At 70.3% G+C, this 22,357-nt stretch carries 19 protein-coding genes and 1 rRNA gene; 19 read left to right on the top strand and 1 reads right to left on the bottom strand.

Annotated features, from left to right (window positions below; all coding sequences use genetic code 11):
• Positions 1 to 88, top strand: a 5S ribosomal RNA gene (rrf, locus tag ABZ815_RS17610); the annotation flags it as partial.
• A gap of 126 nt (positions 89 to 214) precedes the next feature.
• Here rrf and ABZ815_RS17605 read toward each other — a convergent pair.
• Positions 215 to 1,048, bottom strand: coding sequence for a carbohydrate-binding protein (locus ABZ815_RS17605; protein WP_357698935.1), 834 nt, complete (start codon positions 1,046 to 1,048; stop codon positions 215 to 217).
• A gap of 155 nt (positions 1,049 to 1,203) precedes the next feature.
• Between ABZ815_RS17605 and ABZ815_RS17600 the strand changes: the two genes are divergently transcribed.
• The 18 genes from ABZ815_RS17600 (at position 1,204) to ABZ815_RS17515 (ending at position 22,357) form a co-directional block, all read left to right on the top strand.
• Positions 1,204 to 2,529 carry a folylpolyglutamate synthase/dihydrofolate synthase family protein gene (locus ABZ815_RS17600; protein WP_357698933.1) on the top strand — a complete coding sequence of 442 codons (1,326 nt, stop codon included), beginning with the start codon at positions 1,204 to 1,206 and terminating at the stop codon, positions 2,527 to 2,529.
• Entirely contained in the window at positions 2,526 to 2,867 is a 342-nt protein-coding gene (locus ABZ815_RS17595; protein ID WP_357698931.1) for a DUF4233 domain-containing protein, read from the top strand. The genes ABZ815_RS17600 and ABZ815_RS17595 overlap by 4 nt, the downstream gene beginning before the upstream one ends.
• Before the next feature lie 77 nt (positions 2,868 to 2,944).
• Positions 2,945 to 4,450 carry a hypothetical protein gene (locus ABZ815_RS17590; RefSeq protein ID WP_357698930.1) on the top strand — a complete coding sequence of 502 codons (1,506 nt, stop codon included), beginning with the start codon at positions 2,945 to 2,947 and terminating at the stop codon, positions 4,448 to 4,450.
• A gap of 227 nt (positions 4,451 to 4,677) precedes the next feature.
• Entirely contained in the window at positions 4,678 to 5,088 is a 411-nt protein-coding gene (gene ndk / locus ABZ815_RS17585; RefSeq protein ID WP_357698928.1) for a nucleoside-diphosphate kinase, read from the top strand.
• Positions 5,089 to 5,359: 271 nt separating this feature from the next.
• Positions 5,360 to 6,391 (top strand): rod shape-determining protein, encoded by a 1,032-nt coding sequence (locus tag ABZ815_RS17580; RefSeq protein WP_352358052.1) that lies wholly within the window; start codon positions 5,360 to 5,362, stop codon positions 6,389 to 6,391.
• The gene (gene mreC, locus ABZ815_RS17575; RefSeq protein WP_357698926.1) at positions 6,391 to 7,269 is read left to right on the top strand and encodes a rod shape-determining protein MreC; all 879 of its coding nucleotides are present in this window, start codon (positions 6,391 to 6,393) and stop codon (positions 7,267 to 7,269) included. Before ABZ815_RS17580 ends, mreC begins: the two co-directional genes overlap by 1 nt.
• 90 nt (positions 7,270 to 7,359) lie before the next feature.
• Positions 7,360 to 7,824, top strand: coding sequence for a rod shape-determining protein MreD (gene mreD, locus ABZ815_RS17570; protein ID WP_357698924.1), 465 nt, complete (start codon positions 7,360 to 7,362; stop codon positions 7,822 to 7,824).
• Positions 7,821 to 9,869 carry a penicillin-binding protein 2 gene (gene mrdA / locus ABZ815_RS17565; protein ID WP_357698922.1) on the top strand — a complete coding sequence of 683 codons (2,049 nt, stop codon included), beginning with the start codon at positions 7,821 to 7,823 and terminating at the stop codon, positions 9,867 to 9,869. The genes mreD and mrdA overlap by 4 nt, the downstream gene beginning before the upstream one ends.
• A complete protein-coding gene (gene rodA, locus ABZ815_RS17560) occupies positions 9,866 to 11,029 on the top strand; it encodes a rod shape-determining protein RodA (protein WP_357698921.1) in 1,164 nt (387 codons plus the stop codon). The genes mrdA and rodA overlap by 4 nt, the downstream gene beginning before the upstream one ends.
• Before the next feature lie 80 nt (positions 11,030 to 11,109).
• Complete coding sequence (locus ABZ815_RS17555; protein ID WP_357698919.1) at positions 11,110 to 13,020, top strand: TIGR03960 family B12-binding radical SAM protein; 1,911 nt, start codon at positions 11,110 to 11,112, stop codon at positions 13,018 to 13,020.
• 152 nt (positions 13,021 to 13,172) lie between these two features.
• The gene (locus tag ABZ815_RS17550; RefSeq protein WP_357698917.1) at positions 13,173 to 13,925 is read left to right on the top strand and encodes a TIGR03936 family radical SAM-associated protein; all 753 of its coding nucleotides are present in this window, start codon (positions 13,173 to 13,175) and stop codon (positions 13,923 to 13,925) included.
• Positions 13,926 to 14,069: 144 nt separating this feature from the next.
• The gene (locus ABZ815_RS17545) at positions 14,070 to 17,198 is read left to right on the top strand and encodes an Rne/Rng family ribonuclease (protein ID WP_357698915.1); all 3,129 of its coding nucleotides are present in this window, start codon (positions 14,070 to 14,072) and stop codon (positions 17,196 to 17,198) included.
• A gap of 208 nt (positions 17,199 to 17,406) precedes the next feature.
• Positions 17,407 to 17,709: a 50S ribosomal protein L21 gene (rplU, locus tag ABZ815_RS17540; RefSeq protein ID WP_357698913.1), complete on the top strand. Its 303-nt coding sequence runs from the start codon at positions 17,407 to 17,409 to the stop codon at positions 17,707 to 17,709.
• A 15-nt stretch (positions 17,710 to 17,724) separates the two neighbouring features.
• Positions 17,725 to 17,982 (top strand): 50S ribosomal protein L27, encoded by a 258-nt coding sequence (gene rpmA / locus ABZ815_RS17535; protein WP_012893687.1) that lies wholly within the window; start codon positions 17,725 to 17,727, stop codon positions 17,980 to 17,982.
• A 135-nt stretch (positions 17,983 to 18,117) separates the two neighbouring features.
• On the top strand, positions 18,118 to 19,470 hold the full coding sequence (gene obgE / locus ABZ815_RS17530; RefSeq protein ID WP_357698911.1) for a GTPase ObgE: 1,353 nt from the start codon (positions 18,118 to 18,120) through the stop codon (positions 19,468 to 19,470).
• Between the two features lie 244 nt (positions 19,471 to 19,714).
• Entirely contained in the window at positions 19,715 to 20,836 is a 1,122-nt protein-coding gene (proB, locus tag ABZ815_RS17525; RefSeq protein ID WP_357698909.1) for a glutamate 5-kinase, read from the top strand.
• 10 nt (positions 20,837 to 20,846) lie between these two features.
• Positions 20,847 to 22,130, top strand: a complete 1,284-nt coding sequence (locus ABZ815_RS17520) for a glutamate-5-semialdehyde dehydrogenase (RefSeq protein ID WP_357698907.1) — start codon at positions 20,847 to 20,849, stop codon at positions 22,128 to 22,130.
• A 50-nt stretch (positions 22,131 to 22,180) separates the two neighbouring features.
• Positions 22,181 to 22,357: a hypothetical protein gene (locus ABZ815_RS17515; RefSeq protein WP_357698905.1), complete on the top strand. Its 177-nt coding sequence runs from the start codon at positions 22,181 to 22,183 to the stop codon at positions 22,355 to 22,357.

The raw sequence follows: 22,357 nt of genomic DNA, 5'->3' as shown, positions 1-22,357 counted from the left end.
CGGTTACATTCCGAACCCGGAAGTTAAGCTTCTCTGCGCCGATGGTACTGCACTCGGGAGGGTGTGGGAGAGTAGGTCACCGCCGGACAATCTTTCAAAGAAGGCCCCACACGGTTGTGTGGGGCCTTCTTTGCGTTCTGTGGCATGGAAGCACGAACGAGGGCCACCCCCAGCAGCCGGGGTGGCCCTTTTTTGCGTTCGGGGACCAGTGGGGTCAGACGCGCTGCCACAGGGCCGGGACGTTGGACGGCTCCCAGCCGGCCTGTGACGTGTGCCCCTGCAGGCACCGGTACGTCTGCCCGCCGTACGTCACCTGGTCACCCGCCTGGTAGGTCACCCCAACCTTCCAGGTTCCGCCGCCCGGAGGCGGGCTCGTCGTGGGCGTGGGGGTAGGCGTCTGCGTGGGGGGCACGCCCTGGACGTTCAGCACGAAGTCGAACGTCGCCTCCTTCCCCGTGCCGACTGGACGGACGTTCATGAGGAGTCTCGGGTCGTAGATCGAGTCGGTGTTGTTGCGCGGCTCGCCGGGGAAGTAGAGCTGCGTGGTGAGGATCCCTCGGCCAGGAGCCTGCGCCTTGACGTGGATGTGCCTGGTACGACCGGGGTAGAGGCCGGGCACGATGGTGGTGAGCTTGTAGGCGCCCTGGGCGTTCGTGTACTGGTGCCCACGGAAGTTGTACGTGACGTTGTCGTAGTTGCCGTTGGTGTCCGCCTGCCAGAAGTCGAGCAGCACGTTCGCCAGCGGCTGACAGGAGGTGCCGAACACGTATCCGCTCACCGTCAGCGGAGTCCCCGAGCCGGGGAGGGTCGAGCGCTGGGGGGAGTTCGGCTTGAAGTAGGGGCCCTCGGTCTGCGAGATCGTCAGATCGTCGCCGTCGTCGCAGAACGGGGTGGGCTCAAGCTCCTGGCCGCTCCCGACCATGGTGCGGGCCAGGGCCGGCACCTCGCCGATCAGGAACGGGACCGGTGTCGCTATGAGAGCCGCTTTGAACAGCGCTTTTCTGGTGATTCCGCGCTGCCTTTCCTCGCGAGTGTTCTCGCCTTCCACGATGGCCTCCTTGAAAGCGCCTGCTGGGGGGTAGAGCAGGCTGTTCTCCAAGGTGGCACCCGCCGGGAGAGGTGAGTACCCTCCAATTTTCTATACGATTCACGATATGTTTGCCCCGCGTCCAGAGCGCTTCGCGTGGTCAGTAGGGTTGAGGGGTGGATTATCGTGCGGTTGAACGCGCCATCCTGGAGCGGGGCGTCGAGTGGGATTTCGAGCCGACGCTCGACAGGGTCGCCGCCCTCCTGGACCTGCTCGGCTCGCCTCAGCGGGCGTACCCGGTCATACACATCGCCGGCACCAACGGCAAGACGAGCACGGCGCGGCTGACCGAGGCGCTGCTGCGGGAGCGCAACCTGAGGGTGGGGCGGTTCACCAGCCCGCACCTCGTCACCGTGCGCGAGCGCATCACGGTCGACGGTGAGCCGCTGAGCGAGGAGCGCTTCGCCGAGGTCTACGAGGAGATCCTGCCCTACGTCGAGCTGGCCGACGCGCAGGGGCACCGGCGCATCCAGTTCTTCGAGCTGCTGACGGCCATGGCGTTCGCGGCGTTCGCCGACACGCCGGTCGACGTCGCGGTGATCGAGGCGGGCATGGGCGGGTCGTGGGACGCGACGAACGTCGCGAACGGGCTGGTGTCGGTCATCACGCCCATCTCCCTCGATCACATGGATCGTCTGGGGCCTGACATCCCGAGCATCGCCGGGGAGAAGGCCGGGATCATCAAGCCGGGTGCCACGACCGTGCTCGCTCAGCAGGAGCTGGGCGCGGCCGAGGTGCTGATGCGGCGTGCGGCCGAGGTCGGCGCGGTGGTGGCGCGCGAGGGGCTGGAGTTCGGCGTGCTCGGCCGAGAGATGGCGATGGGCGGGCAGCTGCTCACGCTGCGCGGGCTCAAGGGCGTCTACGACGAGGTCTACCTGCCGCTCTACGGCAGTTACCAGGCCAGCAACGCGGTCTGCGCGCTGGCCGCCGTCGAGGCGCTGACCGGCGGCGACGACCCCCTCGACGTCGATCTGGTACGCCAGGCGTTCGCTCAGGCGGCCTCGCCCGGCCGGTTGGAGGTCGTGCGGCGCACCCCCACGGTGGTGATCGACGCCGCGCACAACCCCGGCGGGCTGGAGGCGAGTCTGGAGGCGCTGCACGAGGCGTTCGACTTCGCCAAGGTGATCGGCGTGGTCGCGGTCATGCGTGACAAGGACGTCGAGACCCTGCTGGACCTGCTGGAGCCGATGGTCGACGAGATCGTGGTGACGACCAACTCATCGCCCAGGTCGTTGTCGGCGCAGGAGCTCGCCGCGCTGGCCGTGCCGCTGTTCGGTGAGGACCGCGTGCACGTCGTCGAGCGGCTCGACGAGGCCATCGACAGGGGCATCGGCATCGCCGATGCCGAAGGGGAGTTCAGCGGGACCGGGGTGCTCATCACCGGTTCGGTGGTTACGGCGGGAGATGCCCGGCATCTGCTGAAGGCGGATGGTGTGAGATGAATTTCGAGGTTACGCCGGGCATGCGCAGGCTCGGCGCGAGCGTGCTCGGCATGGAGGCCATCGTGGCCGGGCTCGTCACGCCGGTCGCGATCACCGTGGGCGGTGTCGCCCCCGCGCTCGCCGTCACCGTGGGCATCGGGCTCGCGGTGCTGTGCGTGGTCGCCGCGGGCCTGCTCAAACGGCCCTTCGGGTACGTCATGGGCAGTGTCGTCCAGGTGCTGGCGATCGCCACGGGCTTCGTCGTGTCCACCATGTTCTTCCTCGGCGCGATCTTCGCCGCACTGTGGATCACCGCGATTATCGTCGCTCGCCGTGTCGAGGGCGTGACTTCCCGCTAAAGTCGGCCTACATGGCCGTCCCCCCAAATCAACGGTCGCCGCATTCGGCTGGCCTCAGACGTTCATGGCTGCTCGACGTGGTGCTCGGGCTGCTCGTCCTCGTGGCGCTGCCGTTGGCGATCGTCGCGATCCCCAACACGTTGTCCGTGGTCGCCGACCTGCTGCCGGGTGAGTTCGACCAGATCGGGCTGAGTCGTACGCACGGGCTGGCGCTGCCCGCCCTGATGCTGACCGTGCCGCTCGCGGCCGTCGCGTTACGGCGGATGAAGGTGGCCCACGTGCTGGTCGCGGGGCTCGCGCTGGTGGCGGTGGCCGACGCGGCGGGCGGATACGCGGCTTCCGAACTGGTCGTCGGTGTCGTACGCGTGCTGCGCGGCATTGGTGGCGGCCTGATCGTCCCGGCCACGCTGGTGGCGGTCTGGGACCGTACACCCGCGTTGCGGGGTCTGTGGGCCGGGGTGTTCGGCGTCAGCCTGCTGGAGGCTCAGGCGTTCGCGCTCTGGCCGCTGGTCGACGTGACGAGCTGGAAGGTCACGTTGCAGCCCTACCCGATGGCCACCGGGGTCGGGCTGGCGCTGGCGGCGGCGTACCTGGTGGTCTGGAGGCTCGCCGGGCGATGGCCCGCGCCCGCGCCGGACGCCCGGGAGTGCAGCCGGCTGCTGCTCGCGGCGGTGCCCGCGGCGGGCATCGCGGTCGTGGCGATCAGCACGGCGAGCGCGGGGTGGGGGGTCGTCCCGGTGATCCTGCTGGCCGGGCTGGCGATCGCCGGGCTGCTGGCGCTCGGCTCGATCGGGCGGTCGGAGAACCGCACGTACGCGTACACGATGGTGGCTGTCGGGGTGGTGCTGCTGCCGAGCACGGCGCAGGTCACGCTGGTGGAGATGGGCGGTCTGGGCGGGCCGGGGCTGCGCGGGCTGTGGACGCCGTTCGGCGTGGCGGCGGTGCTCGCGGTCGTCGCCGGGGTGGGCGTGCGGATGTTCGCGAAGGGCGTGGGCCGGTTCGCGGCGCCGCTCGGGCTGTTGGCGATGGTGGTCGGCCTGTGCTCGGTGCGGCTGGTCGTGCCGTCGGCCGACGGGCTCGTGCTGGCGGTGCCGTTCACGCTGCTGGCGGTGGGGGCGACGGTCGCGGTGACGGCCACGCTCGGCGAGGTCGGGATCGGGGCGGCCGCGTTCGGGTTGTCGTTGTGCTTCGCGGGGGTGCTCGCGGGCTACCTGCTGGGCACCGGCGTGCAGATGTGGATGCTGGAGGGCGTCGGGTCGCGCCAGGAACTGGTCGACAGCTTCGTGGGCGCGTTGCACTGGTGGGCGTTGATCGGCGGGTTCCTGCTGGTGGGCGTCATCGTGCTGGCGGCGGTGATGGGGCGGCGGCCGTCCAGGGAGGAGGAACCGCCGTCCGGCGGCGAACTGGCAGAGGTCGCGGTCGGGGCCGGCCGGGGCAGCGAGGCGGCGGCGGAGGAGCCGGTCAGGACGTGGGGATCGGTCGTTCCCGAAGGTTCTCCCGCGCCTGAGGAGGACGAGCCGGGCGAGCCCGTTCCCGCGGTGCCGCCGCAGTCACCCTCGCCCGAGGACGGCGAGCGGTCCTGAGGGCCTGGCGTGCGCGTGTCAGGTCGCCTGCCTCGCACCTGTGGTGGCCGGGCGGTCCTGACACTCCTCGCCCGCGCGCGTCGTGCCTGTGGCGTCGAGGGTGGGGGCGTGGACGGTAAGCTGAGCGACGGCTATGGCGACGCGAGGGCCCGTGCCCCGCGAGCGCCCTCGTGGTCAGGCCAGGCGCCTGTAGCCGCGACCCGAATCTGTTCAAAGGAGAACCACACGTGTCCGAGCGCACTCTTGTCCTGATCAAGCCCGACGGGGTGAAGCGTGGCCTCATCGGTGACGTGATCGCCCGCGTGGAGCGCAAGGGCCTCAAGGTCGTGGCGATGGACCTGCGCACCCTCGACGCCGACACCGCCAAGACGCACTACGCCGAGCACGCCGAGAGGCCGTTCTTCGGCGAGCTGGTCGACTTCATCACGTCGGCGCCGCTCGTGGCCATGGTCCTTGAGGGCCCGCGCGCCATCGAGGCCTTCCGCACGCTCGCCGGCGCCACCGACCCGGTCAAGTCCGCCCCCGGCACGATCCGCGGCGACCACGCCCTGGAGATCGGCGAGAACGTCGTCCACGGCTCCGACTCGCCCGAGTCCGCGGCCAGGGAGATCAAGATCTTCTTCCCCGACCGCTTCTAGCAGTCAGCTTCACCCACGCGCCCGCCGGCTTCACGCCGTGCGGGCGCGTCTTTTTGTCGGCGGCACGTTGTAGCGTTCCAAGTCTGGCAGGCGCTGACGTAGTTGATCCGGTCGTGTGGGTGCAATTCGGGCAAAATCCAGGTTGAGGTAGGGGCTGGAGATTTTTGTGGAGCGCGAGGGCTCATTGCGCTCACTGGTGGGTACGTCACGTTACGATTCGAATTCGATCCGTAGTCATTCGCGAACGACGATACGGAGGGCTCCGTTCCCCATGGGCAGCAAGCTCGCGTTTCTCGGCCGTGACATGGCGGTCGATCTGGGCACCGCCAACACGTTGGTATACGTGCGTGGTCGGGGCATCGTGCTCAATGAGCCGTCAGTCGTAGCGATCAACACCACCACAGGCAAGATCGTGGCGGTGGGCATCGAGGCCAAGCGAATGATCGGTCGTACGCCCGGCAACATCGTCGCGGTCCGCCCGCTGAAGGACGGCGTGATCGCCGACTTCGACGTCACCGAACGGATGTTGCGCTACTTCATCCAACGAGTGCACAGACGACGCCATTTCGCCAAGCCACGCATCATCATCGCCGTGCCGAGCGGCATCACCAGCGTCGAGCAGCGCGCGGTGAAGGAAGCCGGCTACCAGGCAGGCGCAAGGAAGGTCTACATCGTCGAGGAGCCGATGGCCGCCGCCATCGGGGCCGGGCTCCCGGTGCACGAACCCACCGGGAACATGGTGGTCGACATCGGCGGCGGCACCACCGAGGTGGCCATCATCTCGATGGGCGGCGTGGTCACCAGCCAGTCGATCAGGATCGGCGGCGACGAGCTCGACCAGGCAGTGATCACGTTCGCCAAGAAGGAGTTCTCGCTGATGCTCGGCGAGCGCACCGCCGAGGAGATCAAGATGGCGATCGGCTCGGCCTGCCCCAACGGTGAGGAGTCCCACGCCGAGGTGCGCGGGCGCGATCTGATCAGCGGGCTGCCCAAGACGATCATCGTGTCGAGCGAGGAGATCCGCAAGGCCACCGAGGAGCCGGTCAACGCGATCGTCGACGCGGTGAAGACCACCCTCGACAAGTGCCCGCCCGAGCTGTCGGGCGACATCATGGACCGCGGGATCGCCCTGACCGGCGGCGGCGCCCTGCTCAAGGGCCTCGACGAGCGGGTCAAGGCCGAGACCGGCATGCCCGTCCACCTGGTGGAGAACGCCCTCGACTCGGTCGCCATCGGGTCGGGCAAGTGCGCGGAGGAGTTCGAGGCCCTGCAGCAGGTCCTGGTTCCGGAGTCGCGGCACTGATGAGAGACTCGCGCCGGGCCCGGCTGATCCTGGGAGTGCTGCTGATGGCGGCGCTGGTCGTCCTGACCATCGACCATCGTGCGGGCGACAGCTCACCGCTGCGCCCGCTGCGCTCGGCGGGATCCTGGGTGTTCGGCGCGGCGGAGCGGTTCGGCGGAGGCGTGGTGCGTCCCGTCGGCGGCTTCCTGCACGCCCTGGCCAGCGCGCCCAGCGCGCAGCGGCACATCGAGCAGCTCCAGGCGGAGAACGCCAGGCTGCGTGCCGGTCTGTCCTCCAGCACGCTCGACGCCACCCGGTCGGCGGAGCTCAAGAAGCTGCTCGGCCTTTCGGGCACCGGCGGCTACAAGGTGGTCACGGCCAACGTGGTGGCCAGGCGCGGGCAGCCGGGCTTCGAGGACAGCGTGCAGATCGACGTGGGCACGGGCGACGGGGTGCGTACCGACATGACGGTGCTCAACGGTGACGGGCTGGTCGGCCGGGTCATCCAGGCCTCGGCCACCACCTCGACCGTGGTGCTGCTCAGCGATCCCGCCTCGGCCGCCGGGGGGCGGTTGGAGGGCGGGCAGGAGATCGGCGTGGTGCACGGCGTGGGCGAGAACGGACGGCTCGTGCAGTTCAGGCTGCTCGACTCGACGGCGCCGATGGAGCGGGGCGGCCGCATCGTCAGCTTCGGCTCCAAGAACGGGCGGCCGTACGTGCCGGGGGTGCCGATCGGGGTGATCGAACGCGTCGAGTCCACGCCCGGGGAGCTGACCCGGATCGCCTACGCGAGGCCGTTCGCCGACCTGACGGCGCTCGACGTGGTCGGGGTGGTCGTCGAAGGACCCAAGCGGGACCCGCGTGACGCGGTGCTGCCGGCCAAGGAGGGCGCGCGGTGACCGGCGACGGCACGGCCTCCGACGGGGCCGCTGCTGATGTGGTGATCGGGGGATGAGTGGCGTGCTGCTTTCGGCGGGGACGGAGGCGCGGTGATCGGGGCGATGGTCGTGGTGCTGGCGGTGCTGGCGCAGGTCATGCTGGTCAACCGGCTGCCGTTGCCGGCGGGCGGCGCGCCTGATCTGGTGCTGCTGGCGGTGGTGGGCGTGGCGCTGGACCGTGGGCCGGTGGCGGGGGCGATGGTCGGATTCTTCTCGGGGCTGCTGGTGGACCTCATGCCGCCGACGGCGCATCTGATGGGCCAGTACGCGTTCGTGCTGGCGGTGGTGGGTTACGTGGCGGGGCGCGGCGCGGGCGGGCCGGCGACGACCGTCGTGCTGTGCGTGCTGGTCGCGCCTCTGGTGGCCGTCGGGGTGGCCGGGCTGATCTCCGATCCGCGGGTGTCGCTGTCGACCTTGACCCAGCAGGTGCCCGTCACCGTTCTCTACACGCTCATCGTGGCGCCGGTGGTGATCTGGCTGGCCACCCGGGGGAGACAGCCGAGGTATTCGACATGATCCGCATGCGTGCCAGATTGCTGGTGCTGCACGTCCTGGTGGTGGTGCTGCTCGTCGTGCTGGCCGTACGGCTGTGGCAGGTGCAGGTGGTGCGCGGCCAGGAGTTCGTGACCAGGGCGATGGAGACCAGGACGCGCACGGTGATCGTGCCCGCGGTGCGGGGGCAGATCCTCGACTCCTCGGGGCGTCCGCTGGTGCGCAACAGGACGGCGCTGGTCGTGTCCGTGGACAGGACGAAGCTGAACAGGATGCCGGGCGGGGGGATGAGCGTGCTGCGCAGGCTCTCCGCGGTGCTCGACCGGCCGGTCAAGGACCTGCGGCAGCGCATCACGCCGTGCGGTCCGGGGGTGGGCAAGCCGTGCTGGACGGGGTCGCCGTACCAGCCGGTTCCGCTGGACGAGAAGGTGGACACGCGCGAGGCGTTGCAGATCCTGGAGCGGCAGGAGGAGTTCCCCGGGGTCACCGCCGAGATCCATTCCGTCCGGCAGTACCCGGGGGGCCGGGCCGGGGCGCAGATGCTGGGTTACCTGCAGCCGGTGACCGAGGCGGAGCTGGAGAAGCGCGAAGGGCTCAAGGCCAGTTTCTCCGGCGTCGACCTGGCGGGGCGCGACGGCATCGAGTACGTCTACGACGACGCGCTGCGCGGCAAGTCGGGGCTGCGCAGGGTGCAGGTCGACCGGATGGGCAAGGCACTCGGGGTCGAGGAGCAGGTGCAGCCGGTCGCCGGAGACCATCTGGTGACCAGCATCGACGCGCGGGTGCAGGCGGTGACGGAGAAGGCGCTCGCGCACGCGATGCAGAGCGCGCCGGGGGCGGACGGCGGCGCCGCGGTGGTCCTGGACGCGCGTTCCGGGCGGGTCGTGTCGGTGGCCAGCGCACCCGGGTACGACCCGGAGATCTGGGCCGGGGGCATCTCGGCCAAGGGTTACCAATGGCTGCTGTCGGACAAGTCAGGCAAGCCGCTGGTGTCGCGGGCGATCAACGGGCAGTTCGCGCCCGGTTCGACGTTCAAGGTGTCGTCGGTGTCGGCGATGTTGCGGGCCGGGTATCCGATCAACGGCACGTACGACTGCCCTGGGGCGTACATGGTGGGCGACCGGTCCTTCAGCAACTTCCGGGGGATCGGCCTCGGGCAGATGAACCTGCACACGGCGCTGGTCAAGTCGTGCGACACGATCTTCTACCGGGCGGCGTACGAGCAGTACCTGAAGGACGGCGGGCGCAACCCGAAGAAGCGTACGAAGGAAGTGTTCGCCAACACCGCCAGGGCTTTCGGGTTCGGCCATGCGACCGGGGTCGACCTGCCGGGCGAGTCCTCCGGGCGCATCCCCGACCGGGCCTGGAAGAAGGACATGTGGAACCGGACCAGCGCGACGAGCTGCGAGCGGTCACGCAAGGGGTATCCGGAGGAGAAGGACCGGGCGCGGGCCGACTTCCTCAAACGCCTGGCGCTGGAGAACTGCACCGAGGGTTTCCTGCTGCGTCCCGGTGACTCGGCCAACTTCGCCATCGGGCAGGGCGACGTCCTGGTGACGCCGATGCAGCTCGCGCGGGCCTACATGGCGCTGGTGAGCGACGGCAAGGTCCGCAGCCCGCGCATCGGGTGGGCGCAGGTGCGGCCGGACGGCAAGGTGGTCAAGACCATCGACGTGCCGGTGGTCGGAAAACTGCCGATCAGCGACAAGGAACGCCTCTACATCAAGAACGCGCTGAGCCAGGTGCCCTCCGACGGCACCGCGGCAGGGGCGTTCACCGGCTTCCCCATGGACAAGGTGCGCATCGGCGGCAAGACCGGTACCGCGGAGGTGTGGGGCAAGAAGGACACCTCGTGGTTCGCGTCGTTCGCGCCTACCAACAATCCGCAGTTCGTGGTGGTCGTCATGGTGTCGCAGGGCGGCATGGGCGCCTCGACCGCGGCGCCGGCCGCACGTGAGATCTACGAGGGCATCTACGGCTTCAAGGGCGAGCCTGCCGCGGTGCCCGGGGGCAGGCTGCCGACCAAGCTGCCGAAGTTCGCGCCGGACGGGACGGTGATCCACCAATGACGCGCGCCATGGCGCAGCGGCGGCCCTCGCTCATCCAGCGGGCGATCGGCGAGCACTCGGTGGTGCGGCGCATGGACGGGCTGATGCTCGTCGCCGTGGCCGGCCTGTGCCTGATCGGCACCCTGCTGGTGTGGTCCTCGACCCGCACGTGGGCGCCCGGGGCCACCGGGCTGGTGAAGAAACACCTGCTCAACGAGGTCATCGGCGTGACGCTGTGCGCCGTGGTGGCGATGGTGGACCATCGGGCGATGCGGGCGTACGCGCCGTTGGTGTTCCTGGTGTCGCTGGTGGGCCTGGCGCTGGTGATCACGCCGCTGGGGGCGACGATCAACGGGTCGCACTCGTGGATCCTGCTCGGGGGCGGGTTCGCGGTGCAGCCGTCGGAGTTCGCCAAGGTCGGGCTGCTGCTGATCATCGCGATGCTGCTGGCCCAGCCCGCCGAGGGCAGCGACCGGCCGCGCGGCCTGGACATCACGCTGGCCCTGATCGCGGCGGGCATCACGATGGGGCTGGTGATGCTGCAGCCCGACCTCGGCACCGCGCTCGTGCTCGCCGTGATCACGGCGGCGGGGCTGGTGATCGGGGGCGTGCGCAAGCGGTGGATCGTGGCGCTGGTGCTCGTGGCGGCGGCCGGGGTGTTCAGCGTGTTCTACTTCAACCTGCTGGAGCCGTACCAGGTGGCGCGGTTCACCGCGTTCGTCGATCCGAAGGTGGATCCGCGCGGGGTGGGCTACAACAGCACGCAGTCGCTGATCGCGATCGGCTCGGGGCAGCTGCTGGGCAAGGGGCTCTTCGGCGGCGGGCAGACGACCGGCCGGTTCGTGCCCGAGCAGCACACCGACTTCATCTTCACGGTGGCGGGGGAGGAGTTCGGGTTCATCGGGTCGGTCACCGTGGTGCTGCTGCTCGGCGTGGTGCTGCTGCGCGGGCTGAAGGTCGCCCGGCACTGCGACGACCGGTTCGGCACGCTGGTCGCGGGCATGATCGTGTGCTGGTTCGCGTTCCAGACGTTCATCAATGTCGGGATGACGATCGGGATCATGCCGATCACCGGACTGCCGCTGCCCTTCGTGTCGTACGGCGGCACCGCCACGTTCGCGAATCTCATGGCGGTCGGGCTGCTTCTGGCCATCAGGGTGCGGCGGCAGTCGTTCAGCTAGAAGAAGGCGCGGGCCGTCCGACCGGCGCGTTGGCGTCCGGCCGGACCTGTCACCGTCCGCGCGCCGCTACCCTGGAAGGTATGCCTGTCGAGTCGATATTCCACCGCCTGGAAGCGCTGCTGCCCAAGGTGCAGAAGCCCATCCAGTACGTCGGGGGTGAGCTCAACTCGACCGTCAAGGACTGGGACTCCGCCGACGTACGGTGGGCGCTGATGTACCCGGACGCCTACGAGGTCGGGCTGCCCAATCAGGGCGTGGCGATTCTCTACGAGATCCTCAACGAGCTGCCCCGCACCCTGGCCGAGCGCACCTACGCGGTCTGGCCGGACCTTGAGGCGCTCATGCGGGCCGAGGGCGTGCCGCAGTTCACCGTCGACGCGCACCGGCCGGTGCGCGCCTTCGACGTGCTCGGCCTGTCGTTCTCGACCGAGCTGGGCTACACCAACATGCTGACCGCGCTCGATCTCGCCGGGATCCCGCTCAGGGCCGTCGACCGGGGTGAGGACGACCCGATCGTGCTCGCCGGCGGTCACGCGGCCTTCAACCCCGAGCCGATCGCCGACTTCCTCGACGCGGCCGTGCTCGGCGACGGCGAGCAGATCTCGATCGCCATCTCCGAGGTCATCCGTGAGTGGAAGGCCGAGGGGCGTCCCGGCGGGCGCGACGAGCTGCTGATGCGGCTCGCCGAGTCCGGTGGCGTCTACGTGCCGAAGTTCTACGACGTCGACTACCACCCCGACGGGCGCATCAAGCGGGTCGCGCCCAACAGGTCCGAGGTGCCGTGGCGGGTGCACAAGCACACGGTGATGGACCTCGACGAGTGGCCCTATCCGAAGAAGCCGCTGGTGCCGCTGGCCGAGACGGTGCACGAGCGGTTCAGCGTGGAGATCTTCCGCGGCTGCACGCGCGGGTGCCGCTTCTGCCAGGCGGGCATGATCACCCGTCCGGTGCGGGAGCGGTCGATCACCACGATCGGCGCCATGGTGGACAACGGCATCAAGGAGTCCGGCTTCAACGAGGTCGGCCTGCTGTCGCTGTCCTCGGCCGACCACTCCGAGATCGGCGAGGTCGCCAAGGGCCTGGCCGACCGCTACGAAGGCACCAACACCTCGCTGTCCCTGCCCTCGACCAGGGTCGACGCGTTCAACATCGACCTGGCCAACGAGTTCTCCAGGAACGGCAGGCGCTCGGGTCTCACGTTCGCCCCCGAGGGCGGCTCCGAGCGCATGCGCAAGGTGATCAACAAGATGGTCACCGAGGAAGACCTCATCCGCACGGTCACCACCGCCTACTCGCAGGGCTGGCGGCAGGTGAAGCTCTACTTCATGTGCGGCCTGCCCACCGAGCAGGACGAAGACGTGCTCGGCATCGCCGACCTGGCCAAGAAGGTCATCCAGGCGGGTCGCGAGGCCACCGGCAGCCGTGACATCCGCTGCACCGTCTCCATCGGCGGGTTCGTGCCCAAGCCGCACACCCCGTTCCAGTGGGCCGGGCAGGCCGACCACGAGACCGTCGACAGGCGGCTCAAGGCGCTGCGCGACTCGCTGCGCGGCGACAAGCAGTACGGCCGGGCCATCGGCTTCCGCTACCACGACGGCAAACCGTCCATCGTGGAGGGCCTGCTCTCGCGGGGCGACCGCAGGGTCGGCGCGGTGATCAGGGCCGTCTGGGAGGACGGCGGCCGGTTCGACGGCTGGAGCGAGCACTTCTCCTACGACAGGTGGATGCAGGCCGCCGAGAAGGCGGGCGTCGACGTCGACTGGTACACCACCCGCGAGCGGGCCGAGAACGAGGTGCTTCCGTGGGACCACCTCGACGCCGGGCTCGACCGCGAATGGCTGTGGCAGGACTGGCAGGAGGCCGTGTCCGGCGGTGAGGTCGAAGACTGCCGCTGGACCCCGTGCTACGACTGCGGGGTCTGTCCCACCATGGGCACCGAGATCCAGATAGGCCCGACAGGGCGCAAGCTCCTTCCTCTCACCGTGGTCTAGCGCGCTCAGTGGGCGAGCCGTGTCACGGCGTACACGGACACGTGTCGCGGCGGCTTATCCTGGGAGAAGGAACTCTTACAAGGGAAGGACGCAAAGCTCTGAAACCTGTTCCCGACGGGCCTCCGCCCGCGCCTACGGTGCAGCGCCTTCGCGTGCGTTACGCCAAGCGCGGCCGCCTGCGCTTCACCAGTCACCGCGACATCTCGCGGGCCGTCGAGAGGGCGGTTCGTCGTGCCGGTATTCCGGTGGCCTACAGCGCGGGCTTCTCGCCCCACCCGAAGATCTCCTACGCGGGCGCAGCGCCGACCGGCGTCGCCAGCGAGGCCGAATACCTCGAGATCGGTGTCACCACGTTGTGTGACCCCGAGCAGGTCAAGTCCAGCCTGGACGCGTCGCTGCCGCCCGGTCTCGATGTGGTCGACGTCGTGGAGGCGGGCCCAGGGGGGCTGGCCGACCGACTGGAGGTCTCCGACTGGGAGGTACGCCTGCCCGGCGCCGACCGCGAGCTCGCCCAAGTGGCGGTGGAGAAATTCCTCGCGGCGGGCACCGTGGAGGTCGAGCGCCTCACCAAGAAGGGTCCCCGGCGCTTCGACGCGCGGGAGGCCGTCCTGGGGCTCGTGGTGTCCGAGGGAACAGACAGAACTGCAGCTCAGGTGCCAGGACAGACGTGTGTCATACTGCGCATGGTTGTTCGGCACATGACGCCTGCCGTTCGACCCGATGATGTGCTCACAGGGCTGCGCCTTGTGGCCGACTTCGCGCCGCCGGTCCCCCCCGAGGTGACCAGGCTGGCGCAGGGGCCGCTCGACGCCGGTACCGGTGCGCTTGCCGACCCGCTCGGCCCTGACCGCGAGACGACGCGCGGCGGCGAGGCGGGACCGGCGGGTGAGCACGTCGTCGGCTAAGGAGGTGCCCTGCGTGAGCGGGGCGCCACCGCTGACAGGACTTGGCGCCCGCGCCTCCTTCCCGGAGGCGGGGGCGGACAACGAGACACGATGGCTCCTGCGCGGCGCGGCGACGCGCCCGGGAGCTGACGGGAGAGCGCCCGCATGCTCGACAATGAGCCCAACGCCGGGGCCACTGGCCCTGACGGGGAGACAACTGAACAGCCCAAGGTGACCAGGCGCCGCCGCTCCGCGAGCCGCCCGGCGGGTCCCCCGCCGGAGCTGCCGGAGGAGCCGGCCGCCGCCGCCCCGATCACGGTCGCGGCCGCACAGGCCGCGCCGTCGGTTGCCGACGTGCAACCGGTGCAGACCAACGCCGTGCAGCGCGCGGCCGGTGAGCCCGCCCCCGACGCGGGGCGCGGCAGGAGAACCCGAGCCCGCGCGGCGGCGCCCGCAGCCGAGGCCGGAGCCGCCCAGGGCGTTCAGGCACAGCCCGGCGCGCCCGAGGGCGCCGCGGCTGGAGCCGGTGCCCTTGCGGCCGGTACGCCCGAAGGTGTCGCGTCCGGAGCCGTCGTGCCTGAGGAGCCGGCTCCGCAGCAGGCCGAGAGCCCTGCCGCGTCGCAGGCCGGCACGTCGGCCGAGCCCGTCGTGGCGCCCGTCGTCGACCGGCGGGAAGCCGCCGAGCGGACGGCCGGCGCGGCCGAGCCGGTCGTGGCGCCCGTGCTGCAGAGCCCGGAGGCCGAGAGCCTGGCGTACGCGGGCGGTCCGGCCGAAGCCGGCGAGGTGGCCAGTGCGGTCGAGGCGGCCGTGGCTGACGCCGTGGTCGACGCCGCCGACATGCTCGAGGAGAAGCCCAAGAGGGCCACGCGCACACGGTCCACCGCGACCACGACGCGCCGCCGTACAACGAAGAAGGCCGAGCCGGAGGTCGCGGGAGCGCTCCCGGAGGAGGAGGCCGAGGCGCCGAAGCGGCGGCGTACGCGGAAGAAGGCCGAAGAGGTCGTCGTGGAGGCGCCGGCGGGCGCCGACGTCGAGGTCGTCGCGACGCCCTCCGACGTCGAGGTGGCCGTCACCGTGCCCGAGGCCGCCGAGGCGGCCGACGAGGACATCCTGGAGATCCTGCCCGAGGACGAGCCGCTCGACGACGAGCCCGCCGGTGAGGACCTCGACGAGGAGGTCGACCGGCCGAGCCTGCTCGCCGACCCCTTCGGGCTGAGCGCGCGCAGGACGGACGAGCCGGGCACGGCGTTCCAGCGTCCCGCGGCCATCTTCGCGCCGCTGTTCCAGGCCCCCGACCCCACCCAGGGCAAGCCCGCGGTGATCCGGCGGCCCGAGCCCGAGCCGGAGCCCGAGGAGGTCGAGGAGCTCGTCGACGAGACCCTCGTCGAGGACGAGGGCGAGATCGACACCTCCGACGAGCAGGAGGAGGAGGGCGGCGGTCGCCGTCGCCGCCGCCGCCGCGGAGGCAGGGGCCGTGGCAAGTCGCGCGAGCGTGACGAGGGCGAGGAAGGCGAGGAAGGCGACGAGGAGGCCGACGAGGACCAGGGCGAGGAGGGCCAGGAGGAAGAGGCCGCCGGCTCTCGCCGTCGTCGCCGTCGTCGCCGCCGCGGCACCGAGGAGACCCTGGAGCCCTCCAGCGACGACCCGCCGAACACGGTGGTGCGCATCCGCGCGCCGCGTTCCGGCCGCGCCGCCTCCCTGGTGACCGCCACCGACGGCGTGCAGAGCGTGCGCGGCTCGACCCGCCTGGAGGCCAAGAAGCAGCGCCGCCGCGAGGGGCGCGAGCTCGGCCGCAGGCGTCCGCCGATCATCACGGAGTCGGAGTTCCTGGCTCGCCGTGAGTCCGTCGACCGCATGATGGTGGTGCGCCGCCACGGCGACCGTACGCAGATCGCGGTCCTCGAGGACGGCGTGCTCGTCGAGCACTACGTCAACCGCGAGGCCAGCCAGTCCTACGTCGGCAACGTCTACCTGGGCAAGGTCCAGAACGTGCTGCCGTCGATGGAGGCCGCGTTCGTGGACATCGGCAAGGGGCGCAACGCCGTCCTGTACGCCGGTGAGGTGAACTTCGACACCGCCGGGCTGGAGGGACAGCCCAAGCGGATCGAGGCGGCGCTGAAGTCCGGCCAGTCGGTGCTGGTGCAGGTCACCAAGGACCCGATCGGCCACAAGGGCGCCCGGCTCACCTCGCAGATCAGCCTGCCCGGCCGTTACCTGGTGTACGTGCCGGACGGGTCGATGACCGGCATCAGCCGCAAGCTGCCCGACAAGGAACGCACCCGGCTCAAGAGCATCCTCAAGAAGGTCATGCCGGAGAACGCCGGTGTGATCGTCCGTACCGCTGCCGAGGGCGCCTCCGAGGACGAGCTGGCCCGCGACGTGGCCCGGCTGTCGGCCCAGTGGGAGAACATCCAGAAGAAGGCCAAGTCGGCCAGCCCGCCCGAGCTGCTGTCGGCCGAGCCCGACCTGACCATCCGGGTCGTGCGCGACGTGTTCAACGAGGACTTCACCTCGCTGGTCGTGCAGGGCGAGGACGCCTGGGACACCGTCGACGAGTACGTCAAGTACGTCGCGCCGCACCTGGCCGAGCGCCTGTCGCGCTGGGACACCGGGCAGGGCGACGTGTTCGAGTCGTACCGGATCGACGAGCAGCTGGGCAAGGCGCTGGAGCGCAAGGTGTGGCTGCCGAGCGGCGGCTCGCTGGTGATCGACCGTACCGAGGCGATGACCGTCGTCGACGTCAACACCGGCAAGTTCACCGGCCAGGGCGGCAACCTCGAGGAGACCGTCACCAGGAACAACCTGGAGGCGGCTGAGGAGATCGTGCGCCAGCTGCGGCTGCGGGACATCGGCGGCATCATCGTGATCGACTTCATCGACATGGTGCTGGAGTCCAACCGCGACCTGGTGCTGCGGCGGCTGCTGGAGTGCCTGGCGCGCGACAGGACCAAGCACCAGGTCGCCGAGGTGACTTCCCTGGGCCTGGTGCAGATGACGCGTAAGCGGGTCGGCCAGGGGCTGCTGGAGGCGTTCTCGACGCCTTGTGAGTGCTGCAACGGGCGTGGGCTGATCGTCTCGACCGAGCCGGTCGAGGCCAAGCCCGAGCCGCGTGGTACGCAGGGCAAGATGGCGATCGAGAAGGCGGTCTCGGACAAGGTTTCCGCGGCCAAGGACTCCGCCAGCCGTGATACCGTGACCGGTGCGCTTGATGACGTCCCGGCTGAGGACGACCAGGCCAGCCAGACTTCCGGCAGAGGGCGGCGACGCTCCCGCCGAGCCAAGTCCGCCGAGTAGCTTCGGCAGGCTTCCGACGATCCGTCCGGTTCGCCTAGGGCACCGTAAAGCGGTACCCTGGTGAATCGGTGCGTCAGGTGACGTGCCCTGTTGGCGCGCTTACTCGGTTCGTCGGTTTGAGACAGGCCGAATGATAGGCGCAGCATTCGGCGGCCGCCTCGATGCGGGGCGGCTGAGGTCAACAGCGAGTCAGTAGAAGGGTTCCGCGGTGTACGCGATCGTTCGTTGCGGCGGCAGGCAGCAGAAGGTCTCCGTCGGTGACGTCCTCGAGGTGGACAAGGTCGCCGGCGAGGTCGGCTCTTCGGTTACGCTGCCGACGGTGCTCGTCGTCAACGACGGCGATGTGACCACCGAGGCGGGCAAGTTCACGGTCAACGCCGAGATCCTCGGTGAGACCAAGGGCCCGAAGATCCGCATTCTCAAGTACAAGAACAAGACCGGTTACAAGAAGCGCCAGGGTCACCGTCAGCGGTACACCCAGGTGAAGATCACCGGTATCGACCAGGCCTGATCGGGAGTTTGAGAGATGGCACACAAGAAGGGCGCGTCGTCCACCCGGAACGGCCGTGACTCCAATGCTCAGCGCCTGGGCGTCAAGCGCTTCGGCGGCCAGCTGGTGAACGCGGGCGAGATCATCGTTCGCCAGCGCGGCACCCACTTCCACCCCGGCGACAACGTCGGCCGCGGTGGCGATGACACGCTGTTCGCGCTGGCCGCCGGCCACGTGCAGTTCGGCGTCAAGCGCGGTCGTCGCGCCGTCAGCATCGTTCCCGTCGCGGAGTAATCAGCTTCGCTTCGGTGTTGCTTCAAGGGGTGGATCGCCTGTCGATCCACCCCTTAGGCGTTTTCTGGGGCCCTGCGGGGGCGCCCTGTTGTAGTTGATCTTGTATGCCCTGGTGGGCTGATGGAGGAGAGCTGGATGCCGGACTTCGTGGACCAGGTGGTCCTGCACGTCAAGGCCGGTGACGGGGGGAACGGGTGTGCCTCCATCCACCGGGAGAAGTTCAAGCCGCTCGGCGGCCCCGACGGAGGGAACGGCGGCCGCGGTGGCGACGTGATCCTTGAGGTCGATCCCAACACCGCGACGCTGCTGGACTACCACCGCCGTCCCCACCGCAGCGCCGACAACGGCAAGCAGGGGCAGGGCTCCAACCGCGACGGCGCCAACGGCGACGACGTGATCCTCGTCGTCCCGAACGGGACCGTGGTGAAGGACGCCGGCACGGGTGAGGTGCTGGTGGACCTCGTGGGAGCCGGCACCCGGTACGTCATCGCCCAGGGCGGCCACGGCGGGCTCGGCAACGCCGCGCTGGCCACATCCAGGCGCAAGGCGCCCGGGTTCGCGCTGCTCGGGGAGCCCGGTGACGGGCTCGACGTCATGCTGGAGCTCAAGAGCGTCGCCGACGTGGCGCTGGTCGGGTTCCCCAGCGCGGGCAAGTCGTCGCTGATCGCGGCGCTGAGCGCGGCCAAGCCGAAGATCGCGGACTACCCGTTCACCACGCTCATCCCCAACCTGGGGGTCGTGACGGCCGGCGAGAACGTGTTCACCGTCGCCGACGTGCCCGGCCTGATCCCGGGGGCCTCGCAGGGCAAGGGGCTCGGGCACGAGTTCCTCCGCCATGTCGAGCGTTGCGACATGCTCGTGCACGTCATCGACTGCGCGACCATGGAGCCGGGGCGCGACCCGATCAGCGACTACGAGGTGATCGAGGCCGAGCTGCGGGCGTACGGGAAGCTTGAGGACCGGCCGCGGATGATCGTGCTGAACAAGGCCGACGTGCCCGACGCGCGGGAGCTGGCCGACATGGTCAGGGCCGAGTTCGAGGAGCGGGGGCTGCAGGTCTTCGTCATCTCGGCGGCCACGCACGACGGACTGCGGGAGCTCACGTACGCGATGGGCGAGTGGGTGGCGGCGGCCAGGGCCAACAAGCCGGTCGAGGAGCCCACCCGACTGGTGATCAGGCCCAAGCAGCTCGGTGAGGCCGGGTTCAAGGTGCGGCGGGTCAACGAGAACATGTTCCAGGTCACCGGTGAGAAGCCGGAGCGGTGGATCCGGCAGACCGACTTCAGCAACGACGAGGCCGTCGGTTACCTGGCCGATCGGCTCGAACGGCTCGGTGTGGAAGAAGAACTGGTCAAGGCGGGCGCCAAGGCCGGGGCCGAGGTGGTCATCGGGCCGATGGAGGGCGGGTACGTCTTCGACTGGCAGCCGACGCTCAGCGCGGAGTCGGTGCGGCAGGGGCCGCGTGGCTCGGACAACCGTCTGGGGTAGACAGCGGCGCGGCTTGGACGGCCGTCTGGGGTAGACAGCGGCGTGGCTCGGACGGCCGTCTGAGGTTGACAGCCGCCTGGTGGTCGCGCCGCCGTCCGGTGGCGGTCCCGCTGCGGGGCGGCGGTGCAGTGGCGGTCGGACCGTGGTGGTGTGGGCGGTCGGTCGTGGGGGCGGTCGGTCGTGGGGTTCTGCCTGGGGTGAAGGGGGCCTGGGGTGGGGGGCGGGCTCGGATAGGCTGCCAGGCGTGCGGGAACAGATCAGCTCAGCGTCGAGGGTCGTCGTCAAGGTCGGCTCCTCCTCGCTCACCACCCCCCAGGGCATGATCGACGTCGACCGGGTTGACGCCCTCGTCGACGTCCTGGCGGCGCGGCGGCGTGCCGGGACGCAGATCGTGCTGGTCTCGTCGGGAGCGATCGCGGCGGGCCTCGGCCCGCTGGGGTTGTCGGCGCGACCACGCGACCTGGCCACCCAGCAGGCGGCCGCCTCCGTCGGCCAGGGGGTGCTGGTCGCGCGCTACACCTCCTCCTTCGCCCGCTACGGCCTGCGCGTCGGCCAGGTGCTGCTGACCGCCGACGACATGATGCGCCGCGCCCACCACGCCAACGCCCAGCGCACCCTGGCCCGGCTGCTGGAGCTGGGCATCGTGCCGATCGTCAACGAGAACGACACGGTCGCGACCGACGAGATCAGGTTCGGCGACAACGACCGGCTCGCGGCGCTGGTCTCCCATCTGACCCACGCCGACGCGCTGGTGCTGCTGTCCGACGTCGACGCCCTCTACGACGGCCCGCCGAGCCGGGCGGGCTCGCGCCGGCTGGCCGAGGTCCGCGGCCCCGAGGACCTGGTCGGCGTCGAGCTGGGCAGGAACGGCGCGGCGGTCGGCACCGGCGGCATGGTGACCAAGGTCCAGGCGGCCAGGATCGCCACGGGCGCGGGCGTGCCGGTCGTGCTCACCGCCGCCGCCCACGCAGCCCAGGCGCTCGCCGGGGCCGACATCGGCACCTACTTCCACCCCGGCGGCCGGCACCCCGGCACGCGGCTGCTGTGGCTCGCCCACGCCACCACCGGGCGCGGCCGGCTGCACCTCGACCAGGGGGCGGTCGAGGCGATCGTGGGCCGCCGCAAGTCGCTGCTGCCCGCCGGCGTGACGTCCGTGGAGGGCGAGTTCGCCGCGGGCGACCCCGTCGACCTGTGTGCTCCGCAGGGCGGGGTGGTGGCGCGCGGCCTGGTCAACTTCGACGCCGCCGAGATCCCCGGGCTGCTCGGACGCTCCACGAGAGAGCTGGCCAGCACGCTCGGTCCGGAATATGAACGCGAGCTGATTCACCGGGACGACATCGTCATACTGGAAGGCCATCACCAGTGAGGAGCACGCGATGTCCGAGGAGTTCCTGAAGGTCGCCCGCGCGGCACGAGAGGCCGCCGCCGAGCTGGCCCCGCTGCCGCGGGCGCCGAAGGACCGGGCGTTGCGGGTGATCGCCGACGCCCTGGTCGCGCACGCGGCGGAGATCGTCGAGGCCAACGCCGATGACGTCGAGCGGGCGCGGGCCCAGGGCACGTCCGAGGCGATGGTCGACCGGCTGCGGCTCGACGAGGCCAGGATCGGGGCCATCGCCGAGGCCGTGCGGGAGGTGGCCGACCTGCCCGACCCGGTCGGCGAGGTCGTCCGGGGGAGCACGCTGCCCAACGGGCTGGAGCTGCGGCAGGTCAGGGTGCCGCTGGGCGTGATCGGGATCATCTACGAGGGGCGTCCCAACGTCACGGTCGACGCCGCCGCGCTCTGCCTCAAGAGCGGCAACGCGGTGCTGCTGAGGGGCTCGTCGAGCGCCTACTCCTCCAACACGGCGCTGGTGCGGATCATGCAGGACGCGCTCGCCGGCACGCAGGTGCCCGCCGGCGCGGTGCAGCTCGTGCCAGGCCGGACGCGCGACTCGGTCAAGGAGCTGATGCGCGCCCGCGGGCTGGTCGACGTGCTGATCCCGCGCGGCGGCGCGGCGCTGATCAACTCGGTGGTCGAGGAGTCCACGGTGCCGGTGATCGAGACCGGCGTGGGCAACTGCCACGTCTACGTCGACGCGGAGGCCGATCTCGACCTGGCCGTGCAGATCCTGGTCAACTCCAAGGCGCAGCGGCCGTCGGTGTGCAACGCGGCCGAGACGTTCCTCGTGCACGAGGGGGTCGCCGACGCGTTCGTGCCCAGGGCGCTGCGGGCGCTGGCCGAGGCGGGGGTGACCGTCCACGGTGACGAGCGGATCGCCGGTTACGGGGAGGTCGTGCCGGTCACCGAGGACGACTTCTTCACCGAATACCTGTCACTCGACATCGCCGCCGCCGTCGTCGGCTCGCTGGAGGACGCCGTCGCCCACATCCGGCGCTACGGCTCCGGGCACACCGACGCGATCGTCACCCGGTCGCAGCGGGCCGCCCGCCGCTTCGTCGCGCTCGTCGACTCGGCGGCCGTGGCGGTGAACGCCTCGACCAGGTTCACCGACGGGGGCGAGTTCGGGTTCGGCGCGGAGATCGGCATCTCCACGCAGAAGCTGCACGCGCGCGGGCCGATGGGCCTGCCGGAGCTGACCTCCACCAAGTGGGTCTACACAGGAGAAGGGCATCTGCGCACGTCAGAAGGCACCGTGGTGCCCGGCCCGGCTTGCGGTTAGTCGGCGTGTCGGGCTGACCGGCGGCCCGCGGCCTGGGTTGACTGGGTGTCATGGAAATTGTCGTCGCCCTTGTCTTCTCCGCCGCGGTGCTGTTCGGCGCCGACCGCCTGCTGCTCTGGCTGGAGCGCCGTGGTCACGTCAACTGGCGCAGGAAGGGGCGCAAGGCCCTGTCCGAGGAACCCACGGCCGAGTTCGACAGCATGCTCTCCGACCGTTCACACCGATAA

This window comes from Nonomuraea sp. NPDC047529 (genome assembly GCF_040642995.1).
Classification (GTDB): domain Bacteria; phylum Actinomycetota; class Actinomycetes; order Streptosporangiales; family Streptosporangiaceae; genus Nonomuraea.
The sequence above is the reverse complement of the archived record's forward strand: the minus strand, read 5'-3'. Positions and strand labels throughout refer to the sequence as shown.